This window comes from Streptomyces sp. CA-210063 (assembly GCF_024612015.1).
Taxonomy (GTDB): Bacteria; Actinomycetota; Actinomycetes; order Streptomycetales; family Streptomycetaceae; genus Streptomyces.
Genome location: NZ_CP102512.1, coordinates 519,623 through 538,845, shown reverse-complemented (window position 1 = coordinate 538,845; position 19,223 = coordinate 519,623). Strand labels below are relative to the sequence as shown.

Sequence of the window (19,223 nt, the reverse complement as noted above, 5' to 3'; positions counted from 1 at the left end):
GTCCCCCATGACAGAGACGACCGAGCTGACCGAACTGGGCCTGCCCCAGCGGATCCGCGCCTGCCTCTTCGACCTCGACGGGGTCATCACCAAGACCGCCGTGGTGCATGCCGCCGCCTGGCAGCGGGCGTTCGACGAGTTCCTGCGCCGACGCGACGGCGACGCCTTCCGGCCCTTCGACCCCGCCGCCGACTACGACGAGTACGTCGACGGCCGCCCCCGCGCCGACGGCGTACGCACCTTCCTCGCCTCCCGCGACATCCACCTCCCCGAAGGCACCCCCGACGACCCGCCCGACGCACCCACCGTGCACGGCCTCGGCAACCGCAAGAACGAGCTGCTGCTGGACCTCATCCGCACCGACGGCGTCGAGGCCTACGACGGCACCCTGCGCTATGTCGAGAAGGTCCGCGCCCAAGGCCTGCACACCGCGGTCGTCTCCTCCAGCGCCAACTGCCGGGACGTTCTGCGCTCGATCGACGCCGAGCACCTCTTTCAGGTACGCATCGACGGCGTGGTCGCCGCCGAGCGCGGCCTGCCCGGCAAACCCCGCCCGGACACCTTCCTCGCCGCCGCCCGCGACCTCGGCGTCGAACCCGCAGAGGCGGCCGTCTTCGAGGACGCCCTCGCCGGCATGGACGCCGGACGCGCGGGCCGTTTCGGACACGTCGTCGGCGTCGACCGCGTCGGCCAGGCGGACGCCCTGCGCGCCCACGGCGCCGACGTCGTCGTAGCGGATCTGACGGAACTGGGGGACTGGGCGTGATCACCCAAAGGTCGTACGGCGTCGAACCCTGGGCCCTGCGGGAACGGGGACTCCATCTCGACGTCCTGCCGCAGAGCGAATCGGTGTTCGCCCTGTCCAACGGGCACATCGGCTGGCGCGGCAACCTCGACGAGGGCGAGCCGCACGGGCTGCCCGGCACCTACCTCAATGGCGTCCACGAACTCCACCCGCTGCCGTACGCGGAGGCCGGCTACGGCTACCCCGAGTCCGGACAGACGGTCATCGACGTCACCAACGGCAAGATCATCCGCCTGCTCGTCGACGACGAGCCCTTCGACCTGCGCTACGGCCGACTCCACTCCCACGAACGCGTCCTGGACCTGCGCGCGGGCGTGCTGCGCCGCAGCTGCGAGTGGACCTCCCCGGCCGGGACGACCGTCCGGGTGCGCTCCACCCGCCTGGTGTCGTTCACGCAGCGGGCGATCGCCGCGGTCGCCTACGAGGTCGAGGCGGTCGACAGCGAGGCACGGATCGTCGTCCAGTCGGAGCTGGTGGCCAACGAGCAACTGCCGCAGCGGAAGGGCGATCCACGGGCCGCCGTCGCCCTGAAGGCGCCGCTGGAACCGGAGGAGCACTTCGCGGACGGGCCCCGGCTCCGGCTCGTCCACCGCACCCGGCGCAGCGGCCTGCGGGTCGGCGCCGCCGCCGACCACATCGTCACCGGGCCCGGCGAGATCACCACCGACGGAGAGAGCAGGGACGACGTCGCCCGCCTCACCGCCACCACCGTCCTGAAGCCCGGCGAGCGGCTGCGGGTGGAGAAGACCGTCGCCTACGGCTGGTCGAGCACCCGCTCGCTGCCCGCCGTCGGCGACCAGGTCGACGCCGCCCTCTCCGCCGCCGCGTACGGCGGCTGGCAGGGCCTCGTCGACGAACAGCGGTCCCGCCTCGACGACTTCTGGGCCCGCGCCGACGTCGAGGTCGACGGCGACGAGGAGATCCAGCAGGCCGTACGGTTCGCCCTGTTCCACGTCCTGCAGGCGGGCGCCCGCGCCGAACAGCGCGCGATCCCCGCCAAGGGCCTCACCGGCTCCGGCTACGACGGCCACGCCTTCTGGGACACCGAGACCTTCGTGCTGCCGCTGCTCACCCACACCGCGCCCGACGCGGTCACCGAAGCCCTCCGCTGGCGCCAGAACACCCTGCCCGCCGCCCGCGACCGCGCCGCCCAACTCGGCCTGAAGGGCGCCGCGTTCCCCTGGCGGACCATCGACGGCTCGGAGCGCTCCGCGTACTGGCCCGCCGGCACGGCCGCCTTCCACGTCAACGCCGCCGTCGCCGACGCCGTGGTCCGCCACACGGCCACCACCGGCGACACCGCCTTCGAACGCGACACCGGCGTCGAACTCCTCGTGGAGACCGCCCGGCTCTGGCGCTCCCTCGGCCATCACGACCACCACGGCGCCTTCCACATCGACGGGGTGACCGGCCCGGACGAGTACAGCGCCGTCGTCGACGACAACACGTACACCAACCTCATGGCCCGCGCGAACCTCCTGGCCGCCGTCGACGCCGTCGAACGCCACCCCGACCGCGCCGAGCGGCTCGGCGTCGACGACGAGGAGAGCGCCGCCTGGCGCGACGCCGCCCAGGCCATGCACATCCCCTACGACCACGAGCTGGGCGTCCACGAGCAGCACGCCGGGTTCACCCGCCACCAGCGCTGGGACTTCAAGAACACCGGGCCCGACCAGTACCCGCTGATGCTGCACTTCCCCTACTTCGACCTCTACCGCAAACAGGTCGTCAAGCAGGCGGACCTGGTCCTCGCCATGTACAAGTGCGGCGACCGCTTCGACGACGAGCAGATGGCCCGCAACTTCGCCTACTACGAGCCCCTCACCGTCCGCGACTCCTCCCTGTCCGCCTGCTGCCAGGCCGTCATCGCCGCCCAGGTGGGCCACCTCGATCTCGCCTACGACTATCTGACCGAGACGGCGCTGATGGATCTGGCGGACCTGGAGGACAACACCCGCGACGGCCTCCACATCGCCTCCCTCGCCGGCACCTGGACGGCGCTCGTCGCGGGCTTCGGCGGAATGCGCCACGACGGCAGGACCGTCGGCTTCGCCCCCCGCCTCCCCGAGCGCCTGAGCCGGCTCGCCTTCAACCTCGGCCTGTCCGGCACCTGCCTGCGCGTGGAGATCAGGCCCCGGTACACCACCTACGAACTGCTCTCCGGCGACTCCCTGACCATCCGCCACTACGGCGAACCGGTCACCCTCGACGGCGACAAACCCCGGCGGCTGGACATCCCGGCACCCCAACCACCCGGCCCGGCGCCGGAACAGCCGCCGCACCGGCGTCCCGGCCACCACCGTCGCAGGCGGACGGGCTGAGACACCGGGCGGGTTCGGACGATCGGCCGCCGGCCGGTCAGCCGCAGAAGGTGGACTCCAGGGTGCGGTTCATCGTCGCGTACACCGTGCCGTTGTTGGACGTGTTGGCGAACGACGTCACACTGCGCTTGCCGCTCTTCGAGGTGAACGCCCAGGTGTAGTAGCCCTGCACGGTCCCCGTGTGCCCGTACACCGAGACCCCGCACGACAGATCACGTCGGCGCAGCCCCAGCCCGTACGCCTGGGTGCTGCTCACCGGCGTCCACTTCAGCATCTGGTTCAACTGGGCGGCCGAGGTGAGCTTCCCCTTCACCAGCGCGGGAAGGAACTTGTTGAGGTCCTTGGCATTGGACACCAGAGCCCCCGCGCTCTGCGCCCACGACGTCGTCTGCCGCGTCGAGTCGATCTTCTTCCCGGTGGAGTCGGCGGTCATATAGCCGCGGGAGTACTTCCCCGGGATCGTGTTCTTCGGGTGGACGTAGAACGTGTCGGTCAGCTTCAGCGGCTTGATGATCCGGTCCTGGTACGCGGTCGCCACCGGCTTCTTGGTGATCTTCTCGATGAGCATGCCCGCCACGACGAAGTTGGCGTTCGAGTACGCGTAGGCCACGCCCGGCTTGCCGGTGAGCGGCTTGGCGAGCGACAGGTCCATCAGCTGGCGGTAGGTGAAGACCCTGTCGCGCACGTTCTCGAAGCCCGCCACGCTGGGGGAGAAGAGGGTGTTGGCGTAGTCGTACAGGCCGCTGCGGTGGCTGAGCACATGGCGCACGGTGATCCGCCGGTCGGGCAGCAGCCCGGGCAGATACGTGTTGACCGAGGTGTCGAGCTTGATCTTGCCCTCGTCCACCAGTTGCAGCAGGACCACCGCCGTGAACGTCTTGGTGACGCTGCCGACGCGGATGCGGTCTCCGGTGCCGAGGGCCCGCTGGGTGGACCGGTCGGCGACACCCTCCGCCAGATGGTGCACCGTGCCGTTGTCGTCGATCCTCGCGAACGCGCCCGGCGCGCCTTGCGACAGCGCCGTGCGCAGCACTTTTCGCAGTGCGGTCGTGTCGGGCCCCGCGGACGTGGCCGCCTGGGCGGGGGCCGTGAGGAGGGACAACACGACCGCGCCCAGCGTCGCCGCGCCCGTGCCCACCGTTCTCGAAACCATGTGATTCGTCTCCCCTTGCCTGCTGTCATCGACAAGCCGCATTGGAGTCGAGTGATCACATAGAGTCAAGTAGCCCGGTGCGGGGGCGAGTTGACCGACTCGAAAGAGGGACGGTTCCGGCGGATCGGTTTCAGCCGCCGAAGAGCTGGGTCCAGTACGTGCCCGCGGAGCCGCCGCCGACGAACCCGATACCTATATGGGTGAAGCCGGGTTTGAGGATGTTCGCCCGGTGCCCGGGGCTGTTCATCCAGCCGCGCACGACCTCGGCGGCGGAACGCTGGCCGCACGCGATGTTCTCTCCGATGGACCGACGGGTGGAGCCGGCCGCCGCCGCGCGGTGCCAGGGTTCGCCGCCGTCGGGGGAGGTGTGCGCGTAGAAGGCCCGCGCCACCATGTCGGCGCTGTGCGCCTGCGCGGCGTTGGTGAGGAGGGGGTCGGGGGAGAGCGGGGGCAGGCCGGCGCCGGCTCGTTCGGCGTTGGTGAGGGCGATGACGTCGGTGGCGGTTTGTCGGAGGCCGCCGGGGGAGAAGGGGTGGGCCCAGAGCGCCGTCCAGAACACGGTTCCTGAGCGGGGGTCGGTCGCGTGGCCGAGGCCTGCCTCGCTGTATGTGGGTGCGCAGAGGGTCTGCCTGGCCTGTTGGTCGGAGAGGCAGTAGTCCACGAACTCGGCGGGGGTTCGGGGGCCGGAGACCAGGTGTTCGCCGATGGTGAGGTAGGCGTAGCCGCCGGCCGTGAGGCGTTGGTAGACCGAGAGGCCGTCCGTGCCTTCCGAGGCGAGTCGGCCCTGTGCGGCCATCGCTGTGGCGTGCGCTTGGGCCGCTGCGGTGAGCCGGGGATTCAGGGATACGGTCGGGGAACCCGTGGCGGTGCGGGTGGAGTTGACCAGGCCGAGGAAGCCGTTCGGGGTGGGTGCCGGTGGGGTTGTCAGGGTGCGGGCCGGTGGGGGCTCGTCGCGCAGTTCCCCGCGCCCCTTCAGGGGTGCTGCTGTGGGCGTTTCTTCTTCCAGCACGTCCACGCCGAAGTCCCTCGCGACCCCCGCCAGCCCGTCCGCATAGCCCTGTCCCAGCGCCCGGACCTTCCACCCGGCCCCCTTGCGGTACAGCTCCGCCAGAAGCAGTACGGTCTCCCGCTGCGGCCTCGGCGGTGTGAAGCGGACGATGGTCCGGCCTGCCGCTCCTGTGACGAGCAACGTCGGTGCGGGCAGGTGGCCCAACGGCGTGTCCGGGTCGGCCGGGCTGATCGCGACGGTGAGGCGGGTCGCTCCGGCGCGCAGTGCGGGTGGGTCCACTGTCAACGTCTCGCCGGCCAGGCGGGCGCCCGGTGCCGTCGGCTGGTTGTAGAAGACGAAGTCGGTGTCGCCGCGGACCTTGCCTGTGTCGTCGGTGATGAGGGCGGACACGTCGAAAGGGCCCGGCACCCTGATCGTCAGGGTGCCGTCGGGCAGGGGGAGGTTGCCCCCTGGTGTCAGCTCGCTCATCGGTGCCGTCCGTCGCAGTGACCGTCAGCCCGACAACGTGTCACCCCCGCAGGGCGGTTCCCGTGTCCTTCTGCCGTTCGGTGGCCAGGGCGTCCTGGCGGCCGGACCGCATCGTTTTCAGGGCCAGGAGGAGGACGCCGATGTCGTCCAGATAGACCGGGTCCGGTACCAGGTCGGTCGGGAGGACGAGATAGAGGACGGCGCCCCAGAAGACCCACTTGGGTCCGGTGGGGAGTCCGGCCCGGCTCAGTTCACGCCGGGTGCGGACGAGTCGGAGGAGCAGCCAGACGGCCACTCCGAGGACGGCGGCCGCGATCAGCGCGATCGCGGCGATCACGCCCCAGGTCCAGGAATCCATCGGTCCCGCCCCTCAGTCGAGCCGGGCGGTGCGCCCGGCTTGTGCCTGTCCATCGTCTTCCCCGTGGGGGCGCGGTGTACCGCGGCGCGCGGGGAGCGGGGGCGGGTCAGTGCGAGGCACGGGCGAGGTTGTGGTCCACGAGGGCCTGGCTGACGGCCCGGATGGAGCGGGCGATGTGGTTGAGCTGCATGACCTCGGCGGCGTACATCTTGATGGTGTGCTCGATGACCGACTCGGACATGCCGAGGCTGGGCAGTTCGGCGCGGGCGGTCTGCAGGGCGGTGCGGGCGACCCGGATCTCGTGCTGGACCTGGATCTGGGCATGGCGGGCGAGCAGCACGGGGTGGCGCATCATCGCCGGGTAGGTGCCGTAACGGGCCGGCACCAGCTCGCGCAGCCACTTGGCCGCTGACCTCTCCCAGTCGTAACTCCCGGGTGTCTTGACCTGGCACGGCCAGTCCGTGCGGATCGGCGAGGAGGTGAGGGCCATGTTCAACGCTCCGGTCTTGCATCGACGCCATTGGGTCAGCGGGTGTGGAGTCTGGGCGGCCCCGGTCCAGGGGATGGGGGCCGGGGCCGCGAGCAGTATTTATATATACCGATGAGTTTGCAAGAACATGAAAAAATTCATGCCGGGAAAGTGGTGAATAATCCGCTGCTGTACTGGCATGTGGGGAGGAACGGGATCACTCCCTGAGGAAGAACTGGTGCTGCTCCGAGACCTGCTCGTACGCCTCCAGCCGGGCCTGGGTCCGCTCGGGGTCGGCGTCGGTCATGGCCTGGAGCAGGGCGGAGGACATCATCACGGGGGCGGCGTAGGAGTCGAAGACCAGGCGTGAGCCGGTGCCGGTGGCGAAGACGGCGTCGGCCTCGTCCGCGAGCGGCCCGAGCGCCAGGTCCGTGACCAGGGCGACCTTCAGCCCGGCGCCGTGGGCGACCCGCAGCGCGGTCAGGGTCTCCTGCGCGTGCCGGGGCATGGAGAACGCCAGCACCCAGGTGCCGCCCGCCTCCCGGGACTGCAGCAACGCGTCGTACGCGACCGTGCCGCCCTTCGTCACCAGCCGGACGTCGGGGTGGATACGGCGGGCGGCGTACGCGAAGTACTCGGCGAGCGCGCCGGAGATCCTCAGGCCGAGGACGGTCAGCGGTGTCGAGCGGGACAGGGCGCGGCCGACCTCGATCACCTGGTCGGGGTCGGCGAAGTCGCGCCGCAGGTTCTCCAGGTTCTCGATCTCGGCGTCCACGGCGGCCTGGAGTTCGTTGCTGCGGTCGGCCGCGGTGGTGGCCGGGGCGCTGCCCAGGGTGGCGAGCGCGATGGCCTGGAGCCGCTCGCGCAGCGCGGGGTAGCCGCTGAAACCGACGGCCGCGGCGAACCGGGTCACCGAGGGCTGGCTCACGCCGACCCGCTCCGCGAGATCGGTGATCGACAGGAACGCGGCCTCGGTGATGTGCTCGATCAGATACTGGGCGATCCGCCGCTGCCCGGGGGAGAGCCGGGGGCCGTCGAACAGTTCCCTGAGCCGGGACGTGGGCGACTGCTCGGTCTCCGGGGCGGTCCGCCCGGACGTGATCGCTGATGCCTGCGCACGTGCCTGCTGCGGCGATGGCACCCGCGCGCCTCCTTCGTCTCCCACGACCACTCAACATAGCCCACGGCCCGTGCGGCCCCGGGCGGATCGGGCCACGCTCCCGGGGCGGAGGGGGCGGCCCCGCCATCGGCGGGCGCCCTCTCGCGCGACCTGCGAGAACCCCGTTTCGGGCCCACCATGGGGGTACCCGCCCCCTGTCGTCGACACCAGGGAGAACGCTCGTGACCCTGCCCCATCTGCCCGTGTCCCAGGTCGAGGTCGTGCTCTGCGACTGCTCCGCCCGGGACGCCGAACGCGTCTTCGCCTGTCTGCGCGCCCACTTCGAATCCGACCGGCGCTCCGACGACCCGCCGCACGAGACCGGCACCGACCGGCCGACGATGTGGACGGGGATGTACGACACGGCCGCCGTCCCCGCCGACGCCGAGAAGCACCCGGAACCGCTGACCGCGCCCGTCACGGTCGATGTCCAGGGCAGCCCGCCCGCCGTACGGCTGCTGCGGGCGGCCCTGGAGGAGGAGTACACCGTGCATCAGGTCGGCGTGGACGCCGGTGACCAGGAGGTGCAGCTCCAGCTGCGGGTCGAGGGGCGGGAAGGACGCGGCTGATGACGACCTTGGGGGTGGGACACGGGCGCGTGGCACGGGGTTCGGTGACGGAGGGCGCGGCGCGGGCCGGACTGACCGCGCGCGGCGTCATCTATCTGCTGGTCGGGGCGCTGGCCCTGCAGATCGCCTTCGGTGGGAGCTCGGAGCAGGCGGACCGTCAGGGCGCGCTCGCGGAGATCGCCGAGAAACCGCTCGGCTCCGTCATGCTGTGGGCCCTGGGCATCGGCCTCGTGGGCATGGCGCTGTGGCGTCTGTCGGAGGCGGTGTTCGGCGCGGCGGGCCCGGACGGCCGCGAGTGGACCAAGAGGCTCGCGTCCACCGCGCGCTTCGTCTTCTACTCCTTCGTCGCCTACTCGGTGCTCGCCTTCGCGGCGGGCGAGGAGAGCGGCGGCGGCGGTTCCAGCGACCAGCAGTCCCGGGACGTGACGGCCCGGGCTCTCGAACTCCCCGGCGGCCAGTGGCTGGTGGGCGTGGCGGGCGTCGGCGTGATCGTCGGGGGCGGATGGATCGGCGTTCGGGCCCTGATGCGCTCGTACCACAAGCACCTCCGGCTCGGCGAGATGTCCCGCCGGACGCGCCGGGCCGTCGACGTGACCGGTGTGGTCGGCGGGGTCGCGCGCGGCCTGGTGTTCGCCGCGGCGGGCGTCTTCGCCGTCCGCGCCGCGATCGAGTACGAACCGGACCGGGCCAAGGGCCTCGACGACACCCTCCGCTCCTTCGCCGAATCCCCGGCCGGCCCGGCGCTCCTGGTCTGTGTCGCGGCGGGGCTTGTCCTCTTCGGCCTGTTCTCCTTCGCCATGGCCCGCTGGCGTCGCGTCTGAGATTCGCTCAACGAAACAGTCGGTCGAGGAAGGCGTTCCCGTACACGCGGTGCGGATCGAGCCGCTCCAGGATCTCCACCGCCCCGTCCCAGCCCGGTCCCTCGCCGTCGTCGAAGGACTGCGGTACGACGGTGCCGAGCACCTCCTCGTCGCTCCAGGCGGCCTCGTCCGTGTAAGCCCAGCCCTTCGACCACTCGACCCGGGTGAGGGCGTGGCCGCCGTCGTACGTCGCGAGCAGGAACCGCTCCAGCTCCCGGAAGAACGCCTCGGCGTCCGGCGTCCCCGGCAGTGTCAGCACATCGAGCCACACGGCCGTGTCCCACTCGGGCCGGTCGGCGCGCGGCCGCAGCGCCGACAGCAGTGGGGCACGCGCCCCGGCCACCCCGACGTCCGCCGGGTCGTCGAGGCCGGTCACCCGGATCTCGACCGAGCCGTTGACGGGGAAGCGCCCCTGGGCCGCGTACGCGGTGAGCCGCTCCCGGTAGAACGCGGCGAACTCGGAGACCACGCGCTGCACCTGGTCCCGCGAGGTGAGCACCGCGTATCCGTTCGCCGTCACCCGCAGCGTCGTCGGCTTCAGATACAGCAGTGTGTTCTTCGACGGCCCCCAGATGTCCGCCGAGAACGTGGTCGTCAGCCCCAGTGAAGCCGTGGTCAGCTGCGCGTTGCCCAGCACCGGCGCCAGATACCAGGCGCCCTCGGACACGATCCGCCCGGCGAGGTCGGCGACGACGGTCGGCACGTTGTCCGAGAAGGGGTAGTTGTACGGCGACGTCACGCGCCGGGAGGTCAGCGGGCGGGTCGGCTCGACGCTCCACACCTTGAACCAGGGGAACTCGGTGAACGCGAACCAGATCGCCTCCAGACGTCCCGCCTCGTCCAGGAAGCTCGCGAAGGTACGCCCGTCAGCGCCGGGCGCGGCGAACAGTTCCCCGGCGGGGATGTCGGTCCGGCTCAGACACCGCAGATGGGTGTTGGCCCCCACCCGCAGGACGAACTCGGTGACCAGCGCCCGCCCTACATGGGTGAGCAGGGCGGCGCCGTCCGCGTCGTCCCGCGTACAGGTCCGCAGCACGTACGCCTCGCTGTCGGCGTCCCACACCACCGCCGTCAGCGACAGCACGAGATTGCTGAGCGAGCCGTAGGTGTGACCGGGCAGCCGACTCTCCCCGTCCGCCGGTACGGCCGTGCCGTGGGCGCCGATGGCGAGGGCGCCGCCGATCGAGAGATCACCCGGCGCCGGGCAGGCCGTCACACCGAGCCCGTGGCCCTCCAGGAAGGTCAGCAGCCCTTCCAGGGTGGCGCCGGAGCCCACCCGGACGGCGGCGGGGTCGGTGGACTCCAGCGTCATGCCGGTGAGGTGCGTGGTCGTGTCGACCAGCAGCACGGGGGCTCCGGAGTCGGTGCCGGGGGTGATGGTGAGCGGCGACCAGCCGTGCGAGAGGCCGCGCGGACGGACCGTCCAGCCTTGCTTCCGGGCCCAGTTGACGACCGCCACCACCTGGTCCCCGTCGGCGGGCGCGCACGACCACAGCCCGGACGCGGTGATCTCCCCGTCCCAGTTGCGGTACGCCGACCTGTACAGCTCGACGTCCGCCGGGAACCCGGGCAGGTCGGCCGCGGCGGCGGCCGGGTCCTGGCGGACGAACTGCGGAGTGAGGGCGAGCGCGGCGGCGCCGAGGAGGAAACCCCGGCGGGACGTTGCTGAGAAGTCGGTCACCGCAGTCACGCTAGGCGCGGATTGACACAAGTGACCGATGCGCCAACCGGATTCACTCGTGTGGGTGAAGCGGTGGAGGTGCGTGCTTGCCCGGCGGGACCACGGCGCCATCCAGGGAAGGGGACACCGACCGACCGGGAGGACGCGTGAGCGAGGTGCACGGCAACCAGGGCCGGGGCCGCGACGAGACCGAGGACGAGCGGGCCGACCGCCGCTGGAGCGAGCTCATCCAGGAGGTGCGCGTCGCCCAGACCGGGGTGCAGATCCTCTTCGGCTTCCTGCTGACCGTCGTGTTCACCCCGCGCTACGAGGAACTGCCGCAGACCGACAAGACCATCTACATCGTGACCGTGGTCCTCGGCGCCGCCGCCACCGGCGCCCTGATCGGGCCCGTCTCCTTCCACCGGATCGTCTCCGGGCGCCGCATCAAACCGGCCGCCGTGCGCTGGGCGGCCAAGCTGACCGTCACGGGCCTGATCCTGCTCCTCGCGACGATGACAGCCGCGCTGCTGCTGATCCTGCGCGTGGCCACCCACGACGAGTACGTGCCATGGCTGGTGGGGTGCGTGCTCGTCTGGTATCTGCTGTCCTGGTTCGCGCTCCCCGCGTGGATCCGGGGCCGCCACACGCGAGAGTGACATCTGTCCATGGCGTGAATGGTTCTGTTGCCCCTGAGTCACGCGGTGCGCGAGCGTGGGGTGTCATGGACCGTGACCCGAGCAGCCGTCCCTCCGCCCTGACCCGCCGCCGTCTCCTCGCCGCCACCGGGGCCGTCGCGGTCCTGGGCACGGCCGCACCCGCCGTCGCCCGATCCCGCACGCCCGGTACCGGCCTCTCCCTCACCTTCACCCGGGCCACCAACGGCTCGGCGACCCTCGCACCCGCCGGCGACACACTGATCGCCGAGATCCAGAGCGGCCTGTGGTCCCTGCCGCGCACCGGCGGCAAGGCGGTCCCCCTCACCCCGGCCGGCCTCGAACCCAACCGGCCCACGTACTCCCCGGACGGCGACCTCATCGCGTTCTGCGCCTACCGGGGCGGCGGCTTCCACCTGTGGACCATGCGCCCCGACGGCTCCGACCTGCGGCAGCGCACCGACGGCCCCTGGGACGACCGGGGCCCGTCCTGGTCGCCCGACGGCACCCGGCTCGCCTTCGGCTCCGAGCGCGGCAGTGACCCCGGCCATCCTTCCCACGGAAGCCCCTACCGCGTCCACGTCCTGGACCTGAGCACCGGCGACATCACCCGCGTCACCGGTCTCCCCGGCCAGGACGGGCCCCTCCAGGACGGCGCATGGGAGGACTTCGACCCCACCTGGTCGTCGGACGGCACCCGACTGCTGTTCGTGCGCGCCAAGGTCGTCACCGCGGCCACCGGCCCGTCCGTCGAGTCCCGCACCGTCGCCGCCGTGGCCGCCGACGGCACCGGCCCGGTGACGGTCGCACACACCGAGACCGCCGCCGCCCAGGTCATGACCCCTGCCGTCGCTCCCGACGGCCGCCTCGCGTACCTGCGCACCACCGCCTCCCCGAACGGCTCCTGCACCCTCGTCGTCGACGGCGAGCCCGTCCCGGTCGACGGCGACATCGCGCCCGTGCCGCCCCGCTGGACGGCGGCAGGCGAGCTGCTGCTCACGCTGGACGGCCGGTTCACCCTCGTACGCCCCGAAGAACCCGCGCGGCCGGAAGCGATCCCCTTCGAGGGGGTGCTCCCGGTGGACCGGCCGCGCTACCGGGTCAAGGAGTACGACCTCGGGGAGGCGCGCGTACGGCCCGTGCGGGGCATCCACCTGCCCGCACTGTCGCCGGACGGTCGGAGCATCGCCTTCGCCGCCCTCAACTCACTGTGGCTCGCCGGTACTTCGGGCGGACGGCCGCCGAAGCGGCTCCGGAAGTCGCCACCGACCCGCTACCTCCTGGCGCCTTCCTGGGCACCCGACGGGAGGTCCCTCGTCTATGCCGACGACCGCGACGGACTCCTCGGCGTGTACCGGCACGATCTCGCCACCGGCGAGGAGACCGCCCTCGCGACCGGCGGCCGTGTCATGCCCGTCCTCTCGCCCGACGGGCGCCGACTGGCCGCCCTCGACATGACCGGACGGCTCGTCGTACGGGACCTGGCGAGCGGCGAGGAACGCGTCGTCGCGGCGCCGCTCGGCGGGGGCGGGATCCCCGGCAGGCCGAGCTGGTCGCCCGACGGCCGGTATCTCGCCCTGTGCGATCGCAACCGTCTGGGCGCCCGCTTCCGGGAGGGCTACAACCTGATCCGGATCGTCGACACCACGACCGGCGCCGACCGCCTGCACATGGTCGCCCCCCACACCTCGATCGCCGACCGGTACGACTCCGGGCCCGTCTGGTCGCCCGACGGCCGCTGGCTGGCCGTGATCGTCGAGTCCGCGCTGTGCCTGCTGCCCGTCACCGCCGACGGCACACCGCGCGGCGACCTCCGCCCCCTCACCACCGAACCCGCCGACCACCCCACCTGGTCCGGCGACTCCAAGACCCTGCTCTACCAGTCCGGCACCCGGCTCCGCATCGTCGATGTCTCCGGCGACCACGCCCGAACCGTCCGGGTGCCGCTCGACCGCACCCGCCTCACACCCGCCGACACCGTCGTCCAGGCCGGACGCCTGTGGGACGGCACCGGCGAGACGGTCCGCGACGACGTCGACATCGTCGTCCGCGGCGGCCGTATCACCGCCGTGGAACCCCACCGGGGCAGCCGCCGGGCCGCCCTCCGCCGCGTCGACGCCTCCGCGCACACCGTGCTCCCCGGCCTGTGGGACACCCACACCCACCCCTGGCACAGCACCTACGGCAGCCGCCAGGCCACCGGACAGCTCACCTACGGCATCACCACCGCCGTCTCCCTCGGTGGCTTCGCCTACGAACAGGTCCGCATCCGAGAGGAGGTGAACGCCGGCCGGCTCGCCGGACCCCGGCTGCTCACCACCGGCGAACTCCTCGACGGCGCGCGGGTCGCGTACAGCATGGGGCGCGCCCACCGGACGAAGGCGGGACTGCGGCGTTCACTGGAGCGGGGTGCGGCGCTCGACTGGGACTTCGTCAAGACGTATGTGCGGGCGCCCAGTTGGGTGATGAGCGAGGCCGCGCAGTTCGCACACGAACGCCTCGGTGTACGCACCGGCGGCCACCTGCTCTCCCCGGGCGTACAACTCGGCCAGGACCTGACGACCCATCTGCAGGCGACCCAGCGCGTGGAGTTCGGCCACGCCATCACCACCACCGGGCAGGCGTACCAGGACGTCGAGGAGATCTACACCGCGAGGGGCGTGGACTTCTCCCTCATCGCCACCCCGTTCACCGCCGCGCCCCTCCTGGGCGCGGACCCGTCCCTCGCCGACGACCCGCGCGTGAGTGTCGTGATGGCCCCGTGGGACGCCGCCTTCGTGCGACAGGCCGCGGGCGTCCCCCCGACCCCCGCCCAACTCGACGCGCTGCGCACCGAGACGGACATCTACCGGCGGATCCTCGGAGCCGGCGGCACCATCGCCCTCGGTACCGACCAGCCGCTCGGCCCCGTCGGCCTGTTCCTCCACATCGCCCTGCGCGCCCTGCACGACGGCGGACTCACCCCCGCCGAGACCCTGCGCACGGCGACCGCACTCCCGGCCCGCCTCTTCGGTCTCGACGACGACCTCGGCACGGTCGAGACGGGCAAGCTCGCCGACCTGACCGTCGTCGACGGCGACCCCTTCACACACTTCGCCGACCTCGTCCGAACGGTGTCGGTCCTCAGGGGCGGAACCCCCTACAGCACCGAGGAGTTGGTGGCCGCGTACCGGCCCACGGCGCGGCGCGCGAAGGCCGCCGAGACGGAGGAGGACTGGCTGGAGATGGGGCGGCTGATGCGGTGGGACGGGTGCTGCCACGACGACTACTGAGGCCGCTGCGCGGGGCTTTCAAAACACCCCCTAGTGGTCGGTGTCCTTGCCGATGAACAACTCGGCGAAGGTCGACGCGGCGGCGGGCGAGCCGAGGACACGGCGCAGCCGGGCGGTCGCCGCTCCCGCCCGGAACGCGTCGCCGGACGACGGTCCGTGCAGCAGCTCCGCCAGCCACTGCGAGAACTCCTGGTAGTGCCAGACACGGCGCAGACATGTGTCCGAGTACCCGCGCAGCCCGCTGTCGTCGCCCTTGCCCAGGTAGGCGATCAGGGCGTCCGCGAGGACCAGGGAGTCGTGCAGCGCCAGGTTCATGCCCTTGGCGGCGATGGGCGCGACGAGGTGGGCGGCGTCACCGGCGAGGTGGAGGCGGCCGTACGTCATCGGCTCGGTGACGTAGTTGTGCATGTCGAGCACCCGCTTCTCGATCAGCGGGCCCTCGGTGAGCGGCCGGGTGCCGGGCACCGCGAGGCGGGTGTGCAGCTCGGACCAGACCCGCTCGTCCGGCCAGTTCGCCGGGTCGTCGCCGGCGGGGACCTCCAGGTAGTAGCGGGTGACCTCCGGGCTGCGCGCCATGTGCCCGGCGAAGCCCCGGGGATGCACGCCCAGGATGACGCAGTCGGACGACGGGGGTGCCTCGGCGAGCAGCGCCAGCCACCCGACGCCGTGGTCGTGCCGGGCCACGGTGACGTGCTCGGCCGGCAGCACGGTCCGCGTGACACCGCGCGCGCCGTCGCAGCCGGCGATGAACTCGCAGCGGAGAAGGTGCTGTTCACCGGTCTCCGGATCCGTGTACGACACGGACGGCTGCTCGCCGGCGACGTCGTGCAGCTCGACATCGCGTACACCGAAGCGGATGTCGCCGCCCCGGACGTCCGCGTACTCCCTGACGAGATCCGTCACGAGCAGCGGCTGCGGGTACACGTAGTGGTGGTGCCCGGTGATCTCCGTGTACGGGAACCGCTGTCGCTCACCGGCGAAGCGGAACTCGAACTCCGTGTGCACCGGCGCCCGTCCCACGATCCGGTCGGCCAGCCCGCGCCGCTCCAGCGCACGCACCGCCCACTCCTCCAGGAACCCGGCCCGCGGCCGCTGCTCGATGAACGCCCGGCTCTCGGTCTCCAGCACCACACAGTCCACGGCGGCGGCCCGCAGGATGTTGCCGACGGTCAGCCCGGCGGGTCCGGCGCCGACGATGACGACGGGTGTGCGCTCGGGCGACGAGGCGTCGGAGCCGGAGGCGGGGGAGGTGGGGGTGGTCACTCGAGCATTATGCCGGGTGCCCGTGTGGGCGTCTTCAACTCGCTTGAGGGGCAGGGCTGTTGAGATGCCGGGGTGCCGAAGTCCCTACAGCTCGAATCGCCGGGCCCACTCCGTGATGTCCGCCATGGTCGCGTTGCCCCCGCACACCACGAGCCCCAGCCGGGCCCCGTCGCCGACCCGCTCCAGCACCTGCCGGGCGGCGGGCAGCAGGCATCCGGCGGCGGGCTCCGTCCATACCTTGGCGTGCTCGGCGAGGTCGAGGACGCCCTGGACCGCCTCGGCGTCCGAGACCACGAGCACGTCCTCGACGAGGGCGGACACATGGTCGTACGTGAGCGGGGAGACGGCGGGCGGGCTGAGCGTGGTGACGATGGAGGAGAGGGCGACCGTCACGGGGCCGCCCGCCGCGAGCGCCTCGGTCATGGTCGTGGCGCCGACGGTCTCCACGCCCCAGACGCGGACGTCCGGGCGCAGGGCCTTGAAGGCGGCGGCGACACCGGCGACGAGGCCGCCACCGCCGATGCTGACGAGCACGTCGGTGAGTGCGCCGGTGCCCCTGCCGTTGTCGTGGCCCTCGTCGCCGCTGCCGGCGTCTTCGGCGAACTCCAGGCCGACGGTGCCCTGACCGGCGATCACCACCGGGTCGTCGAACGGGTGGACCAGGGTGAGGCCCTCCGACCGCAACCGTTCGGTGAGCGCGAACGCCTCCGCCATGCCGTCGGTGAGCCGCAGCGACGCACCGGCCGCCTCGACGAGGTCGGCGGCCCGCTTCGGGGCGGTCCTCGACATCACCACCGTCGCCTTGATGTGCAGCGCGGCCGCCATGTGCGCCAGCGCGATCCCGTGATTGCCACCGCTGACCGCCACGACTCCGGCCGCCCGCTCGGCGTCCGTCAGCGTCAGCAGCTTCGCGGTGGCGCCGCGGGCCTTGAACGAGCCGGTGCGCTGCAGCAGTTCCAGCTTCGTGGTGACCGGGACGCCGAGGAGTGCGGACAGGCCCGGGCTCGGAACCGTCGGTGTCCGCACGACATACCCCGCGATCCTCTCGGCCGCCTCCCGGATCTCGGATATCCCGATCAACACGCCCACCCCGTTCCACGCTGCCTTGTCGACGCCCGGTGCCCCGGGCGCCTGCCCTTCCGACCTTGATCGACCGGAGCCTTCGGGTCAAGCGGACTTTCCTCGCTCCGACAGCTTTTAGGGGGCGCGGGGAACTGCGCGACAAGCCCCCACCCACCCGCAGACGAACAACTCACCCCTCCGACGGGGGTCGAAGGGGCGCAGCCCCTGGAGATGGGACGGGTAGGGGCGGCGGGGGCGGGAAACGCCCCCGGCGTCACCGAAGGGCTTCGGTCCAATGCGCCGGGACACGCCCCGCAGGGCCCGGCGCCGGCTGGTCGGCGGGGTGGCTGAGGGGCGGGGTGAGGTCGGGCCCCGACTCGTACATCTCGGAGGTCTCGTAGTTCCAGAACCAGGACTCGCCGGGCTCGTAGCTCTGGACGAAGGGGTGCCCGGTGGCTCCCGCGTGGGCGGTGGCGTGCTGGGCGGGGGAGGAGTCGCAGCAGCCGATGTGCCCGCACTGGGCGCAGCGTCGGAGATGGAACCACCAGCCGCCGGCCGCGTCGCACTCCACGCATCCGTCGCCGCTCGGCGGGACGGCGGGATCGATTCCGGCGGGCAGGGTCATGACGTCTCCTCGGGCGTGTCGGGGGCATGGTCCAGGCCGTCGTCCGGGTCGTCGGCGAGCGTCAGGTCCAGGTCGGCCGCGGGCGCCGTGAGCGGCAGGAAGACCTGGAAGCGGGTGTCGCCCGGCCGGGAGTGGACCTCGATGTGACCGTGGTGCTTGTTGACGACGATCCGCCAGGAGATGTCGAGGCCGAGCCCGGTGCCCTGTCCGACCGGCTTGGTGGTGAAGAACGGGTCGAAGATACGGCCGCGGATGTCCGCCGGGATGCCCGGGCCCGTGTCGCGGAACTCGACGAGTACCTGGTCACGGTGGTCGAGGGCGGTCCGTACGGTCAGCGTGCCCGCGCCGCCCCTGTCGTTGATCGCCGCGACCGCGTTGTCGATCAGGTTCGTCCACACCTGGTTCAGCTCCCCCGGATAGGCGGGGATGCGCGGCAGCGTACGGTCGTAGTCCTTCACCACCTCGATGCGGTCACCGATCTTCCCGGACAGCATCAGGAGGGTGCTGTCCAGGAGTTCGTGCACATCGGCGTTCTGGTACGGCGCGCGGTCCAGCTGCGAGTACTGCTTCGCCGCGTCGACGAGCTGCGTGATACGCGTCGTGGAGTCCTCGATCTCGTTCATCAACAGCTCGGTCTCGACGGTGTAGTTGAGCCAGCGGACCGCCCCTTCGAGGGTGTGCTCGTCCACCGCGGCCGCGACCTGGTCCAGCCAGTCGGTGTCGAGCCCGGCCTGCACGAAGTTCGGCGCGAGCTGCCAGCCGCCCGCGATGCCGTGGTCGTCCAGCCAGTCCGCCAGCGCGTCCTCCCGGTCGGAGGCCTCCAGCGGACTGAGCGGGGCCGCCTTGGCGACCTGCTCGGCGGTCCGCTCCTGGAGCTCGACCAGCGACTCCAACATGGCCCGTTTGGACGGCCCGGCGGCGATGGCCCCGAGCTTGTGCCGCATCCCCGCCACCCGCTCCCGCAGCGCGGAGGTGGCCCGTACGGCCGCCGCGGCGGGGTTGTTGAGCTCATGGGTGAGCCCGGCGGACAACGAGCCGAGCGCCAGCAGGCGTTCGCGCTGGCCGATGGTCCGCTGGGTGTTCTGGCCGCCGAAGAACAGGCCCTCCAGCAGATGGACGGCCATGGGGAACCAGTCGCGCATGATCTGGGCGAAGGAGGCCGCGGGGAGAACGAAGAACCGCGAGGGGACCGTGACCCGCATGGAGCCGTTGTAGCGGGCCTGGTCCGCCTGGTCGCCGAGGTACGCCTGGAAGGCGCCCGCGTACACCCCGACCTGGGAGCTGCGGCTGACCTCCACGTCGTCGTCGCCGACCTGCCGGGACAGCACGACCGTGCCCTCCAGGAGCACGAAGAAGCAGGTCGCCGGCTCGCCCTCCCGGTAGACGAAACCGGGTTCGAACCGCTCCACCCGGCCCTCACGGCACAGCCGGTCCAACTGCTCGTCGTCCAGCTTCTCGAACAGGAACAGCCTGCCGAGCTCCGCCCGGTCGCAGGGCGACGGCTGCCCGCTCAC

General features: G+C 71.9%; 16 protein-coding genes. 6 read left to right on the top strand and 10 right to left on the bottom strand.

What is annotated here, in order from left to right:
- The first annotated feature begins 7 nt into the window (after window positions 1-7).
- Together JIX56_RS02315 and JIX56_RS02310 are read left to right on the top strand one after the other, a co-directional pair.
- A complete protein-coding gene (locus JIX56_RS02315; protein WP_257537067.1) occupies window positions 8-766 on the top strand; it encodes an HAD family hydrolase in 759 nt (252 codons plus the stop codon).
- Entirely contained in the window at window positions 763-3,126 is a 2,364-nt protein-coding gene (locus JIX56_RS02310; protein ID WP_257537066.1) for a glycoside hydrolase family 65 protein, read from the top strand. The genes JIX56_RS02315 and JIX56_RS02310 overlap by 4 nt, the downstream gene beginning before the upstream one ends.
- A gap of 37 nt (window positions 3,127-3,163) precedes the next feature.
- Here JIX56_RS02310 and JIX56_RS02305 read toward each other — a convergent pair whose 3' ends face one another.
- The 5 genes from JIX56_RS02305 to JIX56_RS02285 all read right to left on the bottom strand — a co-directional run bounded on the left by JIX56_RS02305 (window position 3,164) and on the right by JIX56_RS02285 (window position 7,724).
- Window positions 3,164-4,279 (bottom strand): serine hydrolase domain-containing protein, encoded by a 1,116-nt coding sequence (locus JIX56_RS02305; RefSeq protein WP_257537065.1) that lies wholly within the window; start codon window positions 4,277-4,279, stop codon window positions 3,164-3,166.
- Between the two features lie 130 nt (window positions 4,280-4,409).
- Entirely contained in the window at window positions 4,410-5,756 is a 1,347-nt protein-coding gene (locus tag JIX56_RS02300) for a CAP domain-containing protein (protein WP_257537064.1), read from the bottom strand.
- Between the two features lie 40 nt (window positions 5,757-5,796).
- Complete coding sequence (locus JIX56_RS02295; protein ID WP_257537063.1) at window positions 5,797-6,114, bottom strand: YkvA family protein; 318 nt, start codon at window positions 6,112-6,114, stop codon at window positions 5,797-5,799.
- Between the two features lie 106 nt (window positions 6,115-6,220).
- Window positions 6,221-6,604: a hypothetical protein gene (locus tag JIX56_RS02290; protein WP_257537062.1), complete on the bottom strand. Its 384-nt coding sequence runs from the start codon at window positions 6,602-6,604 to the stop codon at window positions 6,221-6,223.
- A 196-nt stretch (window positions 6,605-6,800) separates the two neighbouring features.
- Window positions 6,801-7,724, bottom strand: a complete 924-nt coding sequence (locus JIX56_RS02285) for a MurR/RpiR family transcriptional regulator (RefSeq protein ID WP_257537061.1) — start codon at window positions 7,722-7,724, stop codon at window positions 6,801-6,803.
- Between the two features lie 200 nt (window positions 7,725-7,924).
- Between JIX56_RS02285 and JIX56_RS02280 the strand changes: the two genes are divergently transcribed.
- Entirely contained in the window at window positions 7,925-8,311 is a 387-nt protein-coding gene (locus JIX56_RS02280) for a hypothetical protein (RefSeq protein WP_257537060.1), read from the top strand.
- The gene (locus JIX56_RS02275; RefSeq protein ID WP_257537059.1) at window positions 8,311-9,132 is read left to right on the top strand and encodes a DUF1206 domain-containing protein; all 822 of its coding nucleotides are present in this window, start codon (window positions 8,311-8,313) and stop codon (window positions 9,130-9,132) included. Before JIX56_RS02280 ends, JIX56_RS02275 begins: the two co-directional genes overlap by 1 nt.
- 7 nt (window positions 9,133-9,139) lie before the next feature.
- Here the strand turns inward: JIX56_RS02275 and JIX56_RS02270 are convergent, their stop codons facing one another.
- A complete protein-coding gene (locus JIX56_RS02270; protein WP_257537058.1) occupies window positions 9,140-10,852 on the bottom strand; it encodes a cholesterol oxidase substrate-binding domain-containing protein in 1,713 nt (570 codons plus the stop codon).
- 146 nt (window positions 10,853-10,998) lie between these two features.
- On the opposite strand from JIX56_RS02270, the gene JIX56_RS02265 reads away from it, so the two are divergent.
- On the top strand, window positions 10,999-11,490 hold the full coding sequence (locus JIX56_RS02265) for a DUF6328 family protein (protein WP_257537057.1): 492 nt from the start codon (window positions 10,999-11,001) through the stop codon (window positions 11,488-11,490).
- A gap of 65 nt (window positions 11,491-11,555) precedes the next feature.
- Window positions 11,556-14,759, top strand: a complete 3,204-nt coding sequence (locus tag JIX56_RS02260; protein WP_257537056.1) for an amidohydrolase family protein — start codon at window positions 11,556-11,558, stop codon at window positions 14,757-14,759.
- 30 nt (window positions 14,760-14,789) lie between these two features.
- On the opposite strand, the gene JIX56_RS02255 is transcribed toward JIX56_RS02260, so the two are convergent.
- From JIX56_RS02255 to JIX56_RS02240, 4 genes are all read right to left on the bottom strand, one after another.
- Window positions 14,790-16,022, bottom strand: a complete 1,233-nt coding sequence (locus tag JIX56_RS02255) for a 4-hydroxybenzoate 3-monooxygenase (protein ID WP_257537055.1) — start codon at window positions 16,020-16,022, stop codon at window positions 14,790-14,792.
- 84 nt (window positions 16,023-16,106) lie between these two features.
- On the bottom strand, window positions 16,107-17,102 hold the full coding sequence (locus JIX56_RS02250; protein WP_257537054.1) for a pyridoxal-phosphate dependent enzyme: 996 nt from the start codon (window positions 17,100-17,102) through the stop codon (window positions 16,107-16,109).
- A 256-nt stretch (window positions 17,103-17,358) separates the two neighbouring features.
- On the bottom strand, window positions 17,359-17,709 hold the full coding sequence (locus JIX56_RS02245; RefSeq protein WP_257537053.1) for a UBP-type zinc finger domain-containing protein: 351 nt from the start codon (window positions 17,707-17,709) through the stop codon (window positions 17,359-17,361).
- Window positions 17,706-19,223, bottom strand: coding sequence for an ATP-binding protein (locus tag JIX56_RS02240; RefSeq protein WP_257537052.1), 1,518 nt, complete (start codon window positions 19,221-19,223; stop codon window positions 17,706-17,708). Before JIX56_RS02240 ends, JIX56_RS02245 begins: the two co-directional genes overlap by 4 nt.